At 43.0% G+C, this 14,256-nt stretch carries 19 protein-coding genes; 17 read left to right on the top strand and 2 right to left on the bottom strand.

Annotation, left to right across the window (positions count from 1 at the left end; genetic code table 11):
* Positions 1-4: 4 nt before the first annotated feature.
* From rpmD to IE165_RS11115, 16 genes are all read left to right on the top strand, one after another.
* Complete coding sequence (rpmD, locus tag IE165_RS11040; RefSeq protein WP_189626672.1) at positions 5-184, top strand: 50S ribosomal protein L30; 180 nt, start codon at positions 5-7, stop codon at positions 182-184.
* 111 nt (positions 185-295) lie between these two features.
* On the top strand, positions 296-742 hold the full coding sequence (rplO, locus tag IE165_RS11045) for a 50S ribosomal protein L15 (protein ID WP_189626673.1): 447 nt from the start codon (positions 296-298) through the stop codon (positions 740-742).
* Positions 743-748: 6 nt separating this feature from the next.
* Entirely contained in the window at positions 749-2,092 is a 1,344-nt protein-coding gene (secY, locus tag IE165_RS11050; RefSeq protein WP_189626674.1) for a preprotein translocase subunit SecY, read from the top strand.
* Between the two features lie 3 nt (positions 2,093-2,095).
* Positions 2,096-2,878, top strand: a complete 783-nt coding sequence (map, locus tag IE165_RS11055; RefSeq protein WP_189626675.1) for a type I methionyl aminopeptidase — start codon at positions 2,096-2,098, stop codon at positions 2,876-2,878.
* A 73-nt stretch (positions 2,879-2,951) separates the two neighbouring features.
* Positions 2,952-3,170: a translation initiation factor IF-1 gene (gene infA / locus IE165_RS11060; protein WP_002997456.1), complete on the top strand. Its 219-nt coding sequence runs from the start codon at positions 2,952-2,954 to the stop codon at positions 3,168-3,170.
* A gap of 47 nt (positions 3,171-3,217) precedes the next feature.
* Positions 3,218-3,334: a type B 50S ribosomal protein L36 gene (gene ykgO / locus IE165_RS11065; protein WP_013665024.1), complete on the top strand. Its 117-nt coding sequence runs from the start codon at positions 3,218-3,220 to the stop codon at positions 3,332-3,334.
* Between the two features lie 30 nt (positions 3,335-3,364).
* Positions 3,365-3,742, top strand: coding sequence for a 30S ribosomal protein S13 (gene rpsM, locus IE165_RS11070; protein WP_189626676.1), 378 nt, complete (start codon positions 3,365-3,367; stop codon positions 3,740-3,742).
* A 10-nt stretch (positions 3,743-3,752) separates the two neighbouring features.
* Positions 3,753-4,142, top strand: coding sequence for a 30S ribosomal protein S11 (gene rpsK / locus IE165_RS11075; RefSeq protein WP_037498983.1), 390 nt, complete (start codon positions 3,753-3,755; stop codon positions 4,140-4,142).
* A gap of 66 nt (positions 4,143-4,208) precedes the next feature.
* A complete protein-coding gene (gene rpsD, locus IE165_RS11080; RefSeq protein ID WP_189626677.1) occupies positions 4,209-4,817 on the top strand; it encodes a 30S ribosomal protein S4 in 609 nt (202 codons plus the stop codon).
* A 90-nt stretch (positions 4,818-4,907) separates the two neighbouring features.
* Positions 4,908-5,900 carry a DNA-directed RNA polymerase subunit alpha gene (locus IE165_RS11085; RefSeq protein ID WP_189626678.1) on the top strand — a complete coding sequence of 331 codons (993 nt, stop codon included), beginning with the start codon at positions 4,908-4,910 and terminating at the stop codon, positions 5,898-5,900.
* A 149-nt stretch (positions 5,901-6,049) separates the two neighbouring features.
* Positions 6,050-6,601: a 50S ribosomal protein L17 gene (rplQ, locus tag IE165_RS11090; protein ID WP_189626679.1), complete on the top strand. Its 552-nt coding sequence runs from the start codon at positions 6,050-6,052 to the stop codon at positions 6,599-6,601.
* Positions 6,602-6,774: 173 nt separating this feature from the next.
* On the top strand, positions 6,775-7,908 hold the full coding sequence (locus tag IE165_RS11095) for an aspartate aminotransferase family protein (protein WP_189626680.1): 1,134 nt from the start codon (positions 6,775-6,777) through the stop codon (positions 7,906-7,908).
* A 12-nt stretch (positions 7,909-7,920) separates the two neighbouring features.
* A complete protein-coding gene (locus IE165_RS11100; RefSeq protein WP_189626681.1) occupies positions 7,921-8,883 on the top strand; it encodes a Rossmann-fold NAD(P)-binding domain-containing protein in 963 nt (320 codons plus the stop codon).
* Between the two features lie 22 nt (positions 8,884-8,905).
* A complete protein-coding gene (argB, locus tag IE165_RS11105; RefSeq protein WP_189626682.1) occupies positions 8,906-9,700 on the top strand; it encodes an acetylglutamate kinase in 795 nt (264 codons plus the stop codon).
* A gap of 4 nt (positions 9,701-9,704) precedes the next feature.
* Complete coding sequence (gene proC, locus IE165_RS11110) at positions 9,705-10,505, top strand: pyrroline-5-carboxylate reductase (protein WP_189626683.1); 801 nt, start codon at positions 9,705-9,707, stop codon at positions 10,503-10,505.
* Positions 10,498-11,568 carry a M20 family metallo-hydrolase gene (locus IE165_RS11115; protein ID WP_189626684.1) on the top strand — a complete coding sequence of 357 codons (1,071 nt, stop codon included), beginning with the start codon at positions 10,498-10,500 and terminating at the stop codon, positions 11,566-11,568. The genes proC and IE165_RS11115 overlap by 8 nt, the downstream gene beginning before the upstream one ends.
* A 44-nt stretch (positions 11,569-11,612) precedes the next feature.
* Here IE165_RS11115 and IE165_RS11120 read toward each other — a convergent pair whose 3' ends face one another.
* Positions 11,613-12,083, bottom strand: a complete 471-nt coding sequence (locus IE165_RS11120; protein WP_189626685.1) for an Lrp/AsnC ligand binding domain-containing protein — start codon at positions 12,081-12,083, stop codon at positions 11,613-11,615.
* 458 nt (positions 12,084-12,541) lie between these two features.
* Between IE165_RS11120 and IE165_RS11125 the strand changes: the two genes are divergently transcribed.
* Positions 12,542-13,585 carry a hypothetical protein gene (locus tag IE165_RS11125; RefSeq protein WP_189626686.1) on the top strand — a complete coding sequence of 348 codons (1,044 nt, stop codon included), beginning with the start codon at positions 12,542-12,544 and terminating at the stop codon, positions 13,583-13,585.
* On the opposite strand, the gene ruvC is transcribed toward IE165_RS11125, so the two are convergent.
* Positions 13,582-14,145, bottom strand: coding sequence for a crossover junction endodeoxyribonuclease RuvC (gene ruvC / locus IE165_RS11130; RefSeq protein WP_189626687.1), 564 nt, complete (start codon positions 14,143-14,145; stop codon positions 13,582-13,584). The genes IE165_RS11125 and ruvC overlap by 4 nt on opposite strands.
* Positions 14,146-14,256: the final 111 nt, after the last annotated feature.

Below are 14,256 nucleotides of genomic sequence, written 5' to 3' on the forward strand. Positions count from 1 at the left end.
TATCATGGCAAAAATAAAAATCACCCAGATAAAGAGCGTTATCGACAGAAGCGAGCGCCAAAAGAAAACTATTGAGGCCTTAGGATTGAAACGTATCAACCACTCAGTAGAAATTGAAGCTACTCCAGCCATCATTGGTATGGTTAGAAAAGTAAACCACTTGGTAGCTATCGAAACTATTTAATTGGACATGGAAAGAGTCGTTACGGCTCTTTCCATTCCCGTTTATTATTTCTATTTTTAATCGTTACGACCTGTTTAGTGAGAGCGAAGGCGTAACACAATCTTAAACAAAATGAATTTAAGTAATTTAAAACCAGCTAAAGGTTCTGTAAAAAACAAGAAGCGTATTGGTAGAGGTCAAGGTTCTGGCCGTGGTGGTACTTCAACACGTGGTCACAAAGGAGCTGGTTCACGTTCGGGTACATCCACGAAGATTGGTTTCGAAGGTGGTCAGATGCCGCTTCAACGTCGTGTGCCTAAATTTGGTTTCAAGAATATCAACCGTGTTGAATATGTAGGCGTAAACTTAGATGTTCTTCAGGCTTTGGTAGCGAAACACAATTTAACGGTTATCGATTTCGAAGCATTACGTCTTCATGGCCTGGCTTCTAAAAATGACTTGATCAAGATCTTAGGTCGTGGCGAGTTCACAGCTAAAGTGGAAGTGAGTGCACACGCGTTCTCTGCTTCGGCACAAGCCGCTATTGAAGCTGCAGGTGGTTCTATCGTAAAACTTTAATATTACATGAAGAAACTAATCACAACCTTAACCAATATATGGAAAATCGAAGATTTACGTAATCGTATCATTACGACTTTACTTCTTCTTCTAATCTACCGTATCGGTTGTCACGTGGTTCTACCAGGTGTCAATCCCGATGCATTAGGCGCTAAGAGCAACGATGGCAACAGCATATTGGATTTGATCAATATGTTCGCTGGCGGTTCGTTCTCGCGTTCAGCAATATTTGCTTTGGGCGTGATGCCTTATATCTCTGCATCGATCGTTGTTCAATTATTGGGGATTGCGGTTCCTGCATTTCAGAAAATGCAGAAAGAAGGCGAGTCTGGTCGTAAAAAGATGACACAGATTACGCGGTATCTAACATTGGCTATCACCTTGGTACAAGCTGTTGCTTATGTGAAAACCCAGGTTCCGGCAGAGGCTAAAACGCTTGCTGAGCCGATGTTTACGATTCTTTCTGCCATCGTATTGACTGCAGGTACTTTGTTTGTGATGTGGCTCGGTGAAAAAATTACCGATAAAGGGATTGGAAACGGAATTTCGTTGATCATTATGGCGGGCATCATTGCACAACTTCCTGCCGGTATCGTAGCCGAATGGGGGTCGCGAATGAGCCCAAGCGGTGGTGGACCTATCCCGTTGCTATTAGAGTTTGTAGCCTTATTTTTTGTCGTCATCTTTGCTATTCTGGTAGTGCAGGGTATTCGTAAGGTTCCTGTACAGTATGCGAAGAAGATTGTCGGAAACAAGCAAGTCGGAGGTGTCCGTCAGTACATTCCACTGAAGGTGAATGCTGCGGGTGTTATGCCGATCATTTTCGCGCAGGCTATTATGTTCTTGCCAATGGCTTTATCGCAGTTTTTTCCAAATTTACAGTCAGACTTCCTGTTTGCGCTTCGGGACTATACTTCAGTAGCTTATAATGTAACGTTTGCCGTATTGATTATTGCTTTCACGTTTTTTTATACAGCGATTATGGTCAACCCGCAGCAGATGTCTGAGGATATGAAGAAAAATGGTGGTTTTATCCCCGGTATAAAACCGGGCTACGACACCAACACTTTTATAGACAATGTGATTTCAAGGATTACTTTTCCAGGTGCCGTGTTTATTGCGTTCATCGCGATCATGCCGGCATTGGCGGGTAAGTTTGGCGTGAACAACCAGTTTGCGCACTTCTACGGAGGCACATCACTGTTGATTCTAGTGGGGGTGGTGTTGGATACCCTTCAGCAGATCGAAAGTCATTTGTTGATGCGTCATTACGACGGATTGATGAAGACTGGTCGTGTAAAAGGCCGCTCAACGGCTACGGTTGAAGGAATCGATCAATCAGCAATTTAATAAATGTCTAAGGTTTATTATAAAACAGAAGATCAAATCGAGCAAATACGAGAGTCGGCTAACGTACTCTCGTTATTGCTTGCCGAGATAGCAAAGGAAATTAAACCTGGTATTACTACCTTGTCATTGGACAAGCTCGCTTACGATTATATTCATGATCACGGTGGTACACCTGCTTTTTTGCATTATCATGGTTTTCCGTATTCACTCTGTATTTCTGTGAACGATCAGATTGTGCATGGATTTCCGAGTGACTATGTAATCCAGGATGGAGACCTGGTTTCCGTGGATGGAGGCGTCAACTTGAATGGCTTTATAAGCGATTCTGCCTACACGTTTGGTGTGGGTGAGGTATCCGCTGAAGCGCAGCAATTGCTTGATGTTACTAAAGCGTCTTTATTTAAAGGGGTTGAACAGGCTGTCGTAGGCAAGAGGGTGGGTGATATTTCTGCAGCTGTGCAAGAACATGTTGCACCGTTCAACTACGGTATAGTACGCGAGTTGGTTGGGCATGGGGTAGGACTTCATTTGCATGAGAAGCCTGAAGTTCCAAATTATGGAAAACGTGGTGCTGGACCGAAACTGGAAGCTGGTTTGGTTATTTGTATTGAGCCGATGATCAATCAGGGGAAAGCGGGCGTTAAATTTTGGGATGATGGATGGACCGTGAGTACCATCGATGGAAAGCTATCTGCGCACTTTGAACAGATGGTCGCAATTCGAAAAGGACGACCGGACGTGCTTCTTACCTTCGAGCACGTAGAGAAAGTTTTGGATAAAAAGTAATTGGTTTTCAATATTTTTATTTATCTTTGCACTCCTGTTTGTGCAGGCTAACATGTAAATTAAGTAAGAGCATATGGCTAAGCAAGCCTCAATAGAACAAGACGGTATAATTAGGGAAGCACTTTCAAACGCGATGTTTCGGGTGGAATTGGAGAACGGGCACGAGATTATCGCGCACATCTCGGGTAAAATGCGTATGCATTACATCAAGATTCTTCCAGGAGACAAAGTGAAATTGGAGATGTCGCCCTACGACTTAACAAAGGGACGAATCACATATCGTTATAAATAAACGCATTGTCTTTGGTCACTATTTTCAGCTTTTAAAATATTATTACAATGAAAGTAAGAGCATCTATAAAAAAACGCAGCGCGGACTGTAAGATTATCCGTCGCAAAGGAAAAGTTTTTGTAATCAACAAAAAGAACCCGAAGTTTAAGCAACGTCAGGGCTAGTTAAAAACACATAATCGCTTAAAGAATACTATGGCAAGGATATCAGGTATAGATTTACCTAAAAACAAAAGAGGCGTAATAGGCCTTACCTACATATTCGGTGTTGGTCGTGCTACTGCCGCATACATCTTGGAAAAAGCAGGTATCAGTGAAGACGTTAAGGTTTCAGAATGGAATGACGATCAGTTGTCGGCCATCCGTACCATCATCAATGATGAGATCAAGGTGGAAGGCGCGTTGCGTTCAGAAGTCCAGTTAAACATCAAACGCTTAATGGATATTGGTTGTTACCGTGGTCTTCGTCACCGTAAACATTTACCAGTTCGTGGCCAACGTACAAAAAACAACTCACGTACACGTAAAGGTAAACGTAAGACAGTTGCAAACAAGAAAAAAGCTACTAAATAATAATTAAGAAATGGCTAAGAGTAAAAAGGTTACTAAAAAGCGTATCGTCGTTATCGAGCCTGTTGGTCAAGCTCATATCAACGCTACCTTTAACAACATCATCATTACGTTAACAAACAATCAGGGACAAACGATTTCATGGTCTTCAGCTGGTAAAATGGGCTTTAGAGGTTCTAAAAAGAATACTCCTTATGCAGCGGGTCAAGCAGCAAACGATTGTGGTAAAGTAGCGCACGATTTGGGTTTGCGCAAAGTAGAGGTTTTCGTAAAAGGTCCGGGTGCTGGACGCGAGTCGGCTATCCGTACATTACAGACTGTTGGGATCGATGTGACTACCATTAAGGATATCACGCCGCTTCCGCACAACGGTTGTCGTCCTCCAAAACGCAGAAGAGTTTAATTAGTTGATTGTTTAAGATAAGATTCTCCAGCTATAGGCTGACAGATACTTCAAACAGAAAAAAAAATGGCAAGATATACAGGACCTAAGTCCAAAATAGCTCGTAAGTTCAGAGAACCAATATTTGGACCTGATAAGGCACTAGAAAAGAAAAATTATCCTCCAGGACAACATGGTCCTTCAAAAAGAAGAGGTAAACAATCTGAATACGCAATTCAGTTGTTAGAAAAACAAAAAGCGAAATATACTTACGGTGTATTAGAGCGTCAATTCCGTACATTATTCGGGAAAGCTTCTGCAAAACAAGGTATTACCGGTGAGAACTTCTTAAGATTATTGGAAGCTCGTTTGGATAACGTTGTTTACCGTTTAGGTATCGCGCCAACACGTTCAGCAGCACGTCAGTTGGTATCCCACAAGCATATTACTGTTAACGGCGAAGTTGTTAACATCCCATCATATAGCCTACGTCCTGGCGACGTAATCGCTGTTCGCGAACGTTCTAAATCATTGGAAGCAATTTCAACTGCTGTAGAAGGTAGAAAAATCAACAAGTTCAGTTGGTTAGAGTGGAACTCAAACGAACTACAAGGTACATTTGTCTCTTTCCCTGAAAGAGCAGATATTCCCGAGAACATCAAAGAAAACTTAATCGTAGAGTTGTACTCGAAATAATAAGTAATTAAAGTAAGCGGAGTTCTTGATAGGATTGCGCTTACTTTGTTGCGTTTTACGTTATTAATAAAAACTTTTAAAAAGAAATAAATGGCAATTTTAGCATTTCAAAGACCGGATAAAGTTATCATGCAGAAATCAACGGATTTTGATGGTACTTTCGAATTTCGTCCATTAGAGCCAGGTTTTGGTGTAACTATTGGTAATGCTTTGCGCCGTATTTTATTGTCCTCCCTAGAAGGATATGCAATTACGTCGGTAAGGTTTTCAGGCGTTTCCCACGAATTTTCTACTATTAAAGGTGTCGTTGAAGATGTTACCGAAATCATTTTGAACTTGAAACAAGTGCGTTTCAAGAAATCTGGTGAACAGGGAGATAACGAGAAGGTGTTTGTCGTGATCAATGGTCAGGAACAGTTTAAAGCCGGTGACATTACGAAGTTTTCCAATAACTTTACCGTGCTAAACCCTGATTTGGTGATCTGCAACATGGATAGTGCGGTTACTATCGAAGTGGAGCTGTCAGTAGCTAAGGGACGTGGTTATGTAAATGCTGAAGAAAATAAAGTTACGGATGGTCCTGTAGGTGTAATCGCTGTCGATTCAATCTACACCCCAATTAAAAATGTAAAATATACAATCGAGAACTACCGTGTAGAGCAAAAAACTGACTACGAGAAATTGTTATTGGATATCTCAACGGATGGTTCTATTCACCCAGAGGAAGCTTTAAAAGAAGCTGCCAAGATCTTGATTCAGCACTTCATGCTGTTCTCGGATGAGAATATGCTTTTGGAATCACAAACGAAAGAAGAAACTAAAGTTGTTGATGAGGAAATCTTGCACATGCGTAAGATCTTGAAAACAGAATTGGTAGATTTAGATCTTTCTGTACGTGCGCTGAACTGCTTAAAAGCCGCGGATATCCGCACGCTCGCTGAACTGGTTACCTATGATGTGGCGGACATGTTGAAGTTCCGCAACTTCGGTAAAAAGTCGTTGAGCGAGATCCAAGAATTGGTTAAATCGAAAGGTTTATCATTTGGAATGAACCTGTCTAAATACAAATTGGACGAAGAATAAATTAATAAATAAAGCGACCTGTTGCGTAATTCCCTAGAGAATTAAAAAATTAAAAAAGTAAAAATTAGAAAGACTGTATAGGTTTTTTACTTTTTTACTTTTGCCTTTTTAATTTCTGTAGACGGTACGCACAAAACAACACAATTAAAATGAGACACGGAAAAAAAGTAAACCACTTAGGCCGCACTGACAGTCACCGTAAGGCGATGTTAGCTAACATGGCGACTTCATTGATCAAGCACAAACGTATCACCACTACCTTGGCGAAAGCTAAAGCATTGCGTACTTACGTGGAGCCATTGATCACCAAATCTAAAAATGATACGACGCACTCTCGCCGTACGGTATTTGCTTACTTAAAAGACAAAGAAGCGGTAACAATTTTGTTCCGCGAAATTTCTGAAAAAGTGGCTACTCGTCCCGGCGGATACACGCGTATCATTAAGTTGGAAAACCGTTTGGGTGATAATGCTGAAATGGCATTTGTTGAATTGGTTGACTATAACGAAGTTTATGGCCAAACTGCCAAAACGGAGAAGAAAGCGACACGTCGTCGCGGTTCGTCAAAGAAGAAGGCCGCTGAGCAAGCAGAAGCTCCCGTAGAAGCAACCGAAGAGGTTAAAGCTGAAGCGGTAACTCCTGCTGAAGAGACGACGCCTGCTGAGGAAACTCCTACAACAGAAGAGAAAAAAGAAGATTAATTTTAGAAGAAGATTGTCTTCTTACTTGTATAGAAAATCCCCAGCTGCCGACAGTTGGGGATTTTCTTGTTTTTGTGTGAGGTTGAATTTATATGTTTTTTCTTGGCTTATTAACATAGGTCTTACTTATATTTGCCTACAGGAGATTTTTACTCCCTAATATCGTATCTTAAATGGACTTATTTAATGTTTATCCTATTAATCCCATCAATATTGTAAAAGCACATGGCTCTACAATTTGGGATGCCGAAGGTAATGAGTACCTCGATTTATATGGCGGGCATGCGGTGATTTCGATCGGTCACACGCATCCACATTATGTTGAATCCCTGACAGCGCAGCTGAATCGTATCGGGTTTTATTCCAATTCAATTGAAATCCCCATGCAGAAGCAGTTGGCCCAACAGTTGGGGGAACTTTCCGGTAAGGGAGATTATACCTTGTTTCTTTGTAATTCCGGTGCCGAGGCCAATGAGAATGCACTGAAGCTAGCCTCCTTCCATAATAGGAAAAAGAAAATAATAGCTTTTACCAGATCCTTTCACGGACGTACTTCGCTGGCTGTCGCTGTCACGGACAACCCTAATATTGTAGCTCCCGTGAACGAAACCGATAACGTGATCTTCCTGCCTTTTAATGATGAAGAAGCTTTGGCGGATGCTTTCAACCGTTATGGTGAGGAAGTTTCATCCGTTATCATTGAAGGTATCCAAGGGGTTGGGGGGATTCGTGAAGCGTCTACTGCTTTTCTGAAGTTGATCCGTAGCTTGTGCGATCAGTATGATGCCGTTTTTATCGCAGACTCTGTGCAATGCGGATACGGTCGTACGGGCGACTTTTTCTCACATGACTATGCCGGTATTTCCGCTGATATCTACACCATGGCCAAAGGGATGGGAAATGGTTTTCCGATAGGGGCTGTGGCCATTGCGCCCAAGTTTCAAGCTTCTTTTGGTTTGTTGGGCACCACCTTTGGTGGAAACCATTTGGCCTGCGCTGCGGCAGTGGCGGTGTTGGATGTGATTAAATCCGAGCAGTTGTTGCAGAATGCGCGGACGGTCGGTAGCTATCTGATGGATGAGCTTAAGAAATTTGATAAGGTGAAGGAGGTTCGCGGTAGGGGATTAATGATTGGTATCGAACTGCCCGAAGAGCTTAGTCAGGTAAAGAAAGATCTGCTTCAAAAGAATCGCATCTTTACCGGCGAGGCAAAACCCAATGTGATTCGGATATTGCCTGCATTAAATATTGATAAGGATATTGCTGATCGGTTTTTAACGGCTTTCGACGAACGATTGAAAGCGTAATCAAACATAAAAATGAATAAATTTTTCTCGGTAGCAGACATTGATGATCTGTCCAAAGTTGTTCAAGATGCATTGGCTTTGAAAGCAAGCCCCTACGAAAATAAGGCGTTGGGCGAAAACAGAACCTTAGGTTTGGTTTTCCTCAATCCGAGTTTGCGTACGCGCATGAGTACGCAAAAGGCAGCGATGAATTTGGGTATGAACGTGATGGTCATGAATATGGATAAGGATGGCTGGGCCCTAGAAACGCAAGATGGTGTCGTTATGAATGGCACTACCGTAGAGCATATACGGGAAGCAGCAGCCGTTATGGGCGAATATTGCGATATCTTGGGTTTGCGTTCGTTTCCCGGTTTGAAAGATAGGGAAACCGACTACAATGAAGACTTGTTTAATAAATTCGTGAAATTTTGCGGTGTTCCTGTCGTGTCCTTGGAGAGTGCAACGAGACACCCCTTGCAAAGTTTGACCGATTTAATTACGATAGCTGAACATAAGGAGGTCGATAAGCCTAAGGTTGTACTGGCATGGGCTCCCCATGTTAAAGCGCTGCCGCAAGCGGTTCCAAACTCTTTTGCAGAGTGGATGTGCAAAGCGCAGCAACAGGGGCTGGTCGATTTTACGATTGCGCATCCGATGGGATACGATCTCTGTGAAGATTTCACCAAGGGTGCCACCATTTCGGATGATCTTTCGGACAGCTTGAAAGGAGCAGATTTTGTATATGTCAAAAATTGGTCTTCTTACGTGGAATATGGTCAGGTACATCCGGTGGCGCAAAATTGGATGATGGACAATGCTAAATTGGCGCTGACCAATAATGCTAAAGTTATGCACTGTCTTCCGGTGCGACGTGATCTGGAGTTGTCCTCCGAAATTTTAGATGGGCCAAATTCACTGGTTATCAAAGAGGCAAGTAATCGTGTCTGGGCCGCGCAGGTGGTGCTGAAGCGAATGTTGGAAAATTTGAAATAAAAAAAAGTATATATTCAATTAGATGGGTAGTGTGTTGAATGTTATAAAGATAGGGGGCAACGTAATTGATGACGAAGATCAATTACAGAGTTTCTTGGAGAAATTTGCGGCTTTACAGGGCAAGAAGATCCTCGTTCATGGCGGAGGTAAGGTAGCTACACGCACGGCAGCCGACCTGGGTATCGAAGCTAAAATGATCGATGGCCGCCGCGTAACGGACGCAGCAATGCTAGATATTGTGACCATGGTTTATGCCGGTTTGACCAACAAGAAGATTGTATCTTCGCTGCAAAAGTTTGGCTGTGATGCACTTGGACTAAGCGGTGCCGATGGCGATACGATCAAGGCGGTCAAGCGACCGGTGCGGGAGGTAGACTATGGCTATGTTGGCGATATCCTTGTCGACAGCGTTAATACCTTGAGTATTAAAAAATTTTTGGAAGCAGGTTTTACACCGGTGTTCTCGGCTATCACCCATAACGGGTTGGGACAGCTCCTTAATACCAATGCCGATACCATTGCCTCTTCGCTCGCGGTATCTCTATCGAAGATATATGATACACGACTGATTTACTGTTTTGAAAAAGATGGCGTGCTGAGCGATGTGAACGATGATAAATCGATTATTAAAACGATAAAAGCCGATGATTTTGAGTTGCTTAAATCGTCGGGCGTCATTTATGAGGGTATGATCCCCAAGCTGGAGAATGCATTTCATGCTATTGGGAAAGGAGTGAAAAATGTTTATATTGGCAACGCGCTAAATCTCCACCTGTACCAGCAGGGAGAATTCGGTACCTGTTTATTAGCAAAATAATATCATGAGCAAGATAACGATAGTGGGCAGCGGGAACATCGGTTTTTCCCTCGCCAAGGGTTTGGTGAAATCGGGGCAATACAAAGCTGCCGATATTACGTTGACAAGACGGAATATTGCGGCCTTAAAGCAAGAAGCCGATTTAGGATTCGGTACCAGCGACCAAAATGCGGAAGCCGTTTCCCAAGCCGATATTGTTGTCCTTGCTATCCTCCCTCAGCAGTTAAGGAAGGTGATGGAGGAAATTCAACCGGTTGTTAGAACGAATCAGATTATTGTTTCCGTCGTTTCCGGCGTGAGCTGCGCTGACGTTAAAACTGTGCTGGGGGGGCATTCCGTTGTCGTTCGTGCGATGCCCAACACAGCGATCGCCATCGGGCAATCCATGACCTGTATCGCGACGGACAATGCCACGGATGAAGTTGTTGCACAAGTGGAAGCCTTGTTTGAGGCGGTCGGTGCGGTGGTGGTTATTCAGGAGGATTTGATGACCTCCGCAACTGCGCTATGCGCTTGTGGTATCGCCTTTTTCCTGCGTGCGATCAGAGCAGCTTCCCAAGGAGGGGTCGAAATCGGGTTTCATGCCCATGATGCGCTCAAGATGGCCGTGCAAACGGCGAAGGGCGCCGCAGATCTTTTGTTGCAAACACAAAATCACCCGGAAGGGGAGATTGATAAAGTTACTTCGCCCAAGGGCTGCACCATTGCAGGGCTAAACGAGATGGAACATCATGGTTTCAGCTCCGCTTTTATAAAGGGCATCAAGCTCTCTGCAAAGAAAGCTGGAGGGCTTTACAATGACTAGTAGGTCTATAGCGGGATTAACAGCAGGATGCAAGACGCTACTGGAGCAACTTATCGCTATACCTTCCTTCAGTAGAGAGGAAAACGACACAGCAGATCTGCTGTGTCGTTTTCTTGACGAGCATGCCGTGGCCTACGACCGTTTGGGTAACAATTTGTGGGCTTACAACCGTCACTTCGATGAGGATAAGCCAACCATTTTGCTAAACTCGCATCACGATACCGTAAAGCCTAACCCGGGTTATAGCAGAGATCCGTTCACGCCTAGCGTAGCCGAAGGCAAACTATTTGGACTGGGCAGTAATGATGCTGGCGGCTGTTTGGTATCACTTTTCGCCGCTTTTTTACACTATTACGATAGTGTTGATCTTCGGTATAACTTATGCCTATTGGCATCTGCCGAGGAAGAGGTTTCGGGAAAAGGTGGTGTGGAGGCAGCCTTTCCACAGCTGCGGTCTATCGCCTGTGCCATTGTGGGCGAACCGACGCTATTGAACTTGGCGGTAGCAGAAAAGGGATTGATGGTGTTGGATTGTGAAGCAACCGGAATCGCTGGACACGCAGCTCGTGAAGAAGGTGAAAACGCACTATACAAAGCTGTCCAAGCTATCGAGTGGTTCCGAACATTTACTTTTCCTAAAATTTCGGACTACCTAGGTCCTGTAAAAATGTCGGTCACAATGATTCATGCGGGATCGCAGCATAATGTGGTACCTGCTTCTTGTTCTTTTGTGGTCGACGTCCGAACAACGGATGCTTATACGAATGCGGAAGTTTTAGCTATTATTCGGCAGCATGTCGATGTCAGCGTAACACCGCGTTCTACGCGGTTAAATCCCTCAATCATCCCGCTTGATCATCCACTAGTTCAGTCCGGTTTAAGGCTTGGCGCTACTGTTTATGGAAGCCCTACTATGAGCGATCAAGCTTTGTTGCCCGTTCCTTCGTTAAAAGTAGGGCCCGGAGATTCTGCACGCTCGCATGCGGCGGACGAATTCATCTTTTTGAAGGAGATAGACCAAGGAATACGTTTTTACATTGATTTGCTTGGTAATATCCTTTAAAAAACCTACAAACCGGCCTTTCACGACCGGTTTGTAGGTTTTTTTTAAAGCGAGATTTGCCTTTTAATGCTCTCTTCCAATGAGATTATCGTTTCTGTTCGCTGGATTCCAGTCAGCGCTTGTATATCCTCATTCAAAACTTTCCGTAAATGTGCCGTATCGCGGCAAACTATTTTAGCAAACATGCTATATTGACCCGTACAATAGTGAAGTTCCACCACTTCCTTGATGGATTGTAGCTGCTTCACTGCATCGGAGTATTGGGATCCCTTCTCCAAGTATATACCCAAAAAGGCGGTGATGTCGAAACCGACCTTTTGCGGGTTAATTATTAGCTCTGATCCCTTAATTATCCCCAGTTCTTCCATCTTTTTCATCCTCACATGGATGGTTCCTCCCGAAACTATTAGTTTTTTTGCTATTTCAGTGTATGGAATCGAGGCGTTTTCCATTAAAATGGATAAAATTTGAACGTCTAAATTGTCTAAATCGTAATTTGAATACTTTTTGTCCATGTAAATGGTGGTTTGTTGTAAAAATACCTGATACTTTTTGTAAAATAAATAAAAATCAAATAAAATTTGCAGAGAAATAGCATATATTTTATATTTGTATTAACAAAACGGAATAAAAAACAGAAGTTTTGTTAAAAAGGCATGTTACTTCCCTCAAAATAACATAGGTTTATAATTGGTTAGCGTAGAAGCTCCTCGCCCGGGGAGCTTCTTCCTTTTTTAAGGTCTGACCGATACATACCAATATGCCCTGAAAATTTATTTTTTTTGTAAAAATAGTAAGTATAATTGGAATACTATTTTGTTTTTTGTAACAAATCGTTCTTTTTTTATAAATGTTTTATTTCTGCAGTATTCCTCGCGTTTTTTTCCCAGAGCCAACTAAAACCCTTTTCCGCGGTAAACCAAAAACCTACATGCTTTTAACAAGGAATGTTATCTTTACTAAAAAGTTAGGGATGGAAATGGACGACGTAAAAATCTCAAGGAAGAAACCTATGTATCCAGTAGGGACTGGACTTGCAAAGTACCTGCGCCTCTATCAGCGAGATGCAAAGCTGCCAGTGGCCTATAAAGATCTATTAAATTTTTCGGAAACGGTGCCGGTAATGGATAAATATGGTCAGGATACCTTTTGGGAAACACCTCTGTACCCACCGCATGCAGTCGATCAGTTGTATGAAGGACTTAAAGTAGTATACGCAATTTTAAAAGCATCGGGCAATATCCGTATCGTAGAGCATAAAATTATCGATCGAATCGAGTATTGTGCATTTGGCAATACGCGACCGTTCCGGATTCGCATTATTAATAGATTGAACGATGTATATGATTATTTTTATATCAAGCAAGCGGATGCATCGCGCATCTATGGCCTGGAACTTGAAGAAATTCTATCGCCCAACCAGGTAAATTATCTTGTCGATAGGGAAACGTTGGTAGAGGAACATATCGTCGGGATTCCCGGCGATGTCTTCAGCAAGAGCAATATAATAAATCCGGATTATAATCAAACACGCATCGCCAAAGAATTTGTGAAATTCAACGAGCGGTGTATCATCTCCCTTTTAGGAGATATGCGCGCCTACAACTTCGTCATGCAGATAACACCGGATTTCGATGACTTCCAGTTTCGTATCCGTGCGATAGATTTCGATCAGCAATTTTACGAAGGTAATTCGAAAGTCTATATGCCGCAGTATTTCAAGGAGAATCTTCCTTATGTCAAATTAGCGATGAACCACCTCAACGAAAAGACAGTGCTGCAATACCAGCAGGAAGAGCGATCTTCCATTGTACATCGCGTACGAAGCGAACGTCACCGTATCAAGGATTTACGCGATGCCTCACAGCTGCAACAGTTGTCCACGAAAGAGAATATTATGCAGTTGCGGGAGGGATATGCGCTATTCTATGAAAATGAAGCGTATTATAAATGTAGAAGCATGACCGATATTGTTGAGCTGAATGTCAAAAATGTTATTCGGCAGGTTAAACTCTAGCGAATCCGTTTCTCATTGTCTTTGACAAAGGCCGACCAACCGCTGTAGCTTTTGCTCCCTGGGGCGAAATTTTGTTGAAAAGCATGGCACACGGCCACCGCTAGCCCATCGGTAGCATCTAGAAATTCGGGCGTCTCGTCAAATTTGAGAATAGTTTTCAGCATAGCCGCGACCTGTTCTTTGCTGGCGTTGCCACTCCCGGTTACTGCTTGCTTTATCTTTCTCGGGGAATACTCAAAAATAGGTATGTCAAAATTCAAGGCTGCCGCCATGGCCACTCCCTGTGCGCGACCTAGTTTAAGCATAACCTGTACATTTTTTCCGTAAAAAGGAGCTTCCAACGCTACGCAATCTGGTTTATATTCTTGAACAAGTGCTGCGGTCTTTTTGAAGATGCGCTGCAGTTTTAGTCCATGGTCCTCCAAATGTCCCAATTTGATCACCCCAAGTGATATGAGGCTGACTTGCTGTCCCACTTGCTTGACAATCCCATAACCTAGTACAACCGTTCCCGGGTCAATTCCCAATATAATCCGCTCTTTTGCCTTTTCTCGTTGCATAACCGCAATATTACAATTTTATAAGCAAAATTCATCCCGCTGTCTTGTAAAACGATGCTGTGCCCATCTTTTCTTGCTGGTCTTAATCGACTATGTTAACGTAACATGTCA

Origin of the sequence: Sphingobacterium griseoflavum (assembly GCF_014653155.1) — a bacterium.
Taxonomy (GTDB): Bacteria; Bacteroidota; Bacteroidia; order Sphingobacteriales; family Sphingobacteriaceae; genus Sphingobacterium; species Sphingobacterium griseoflavum.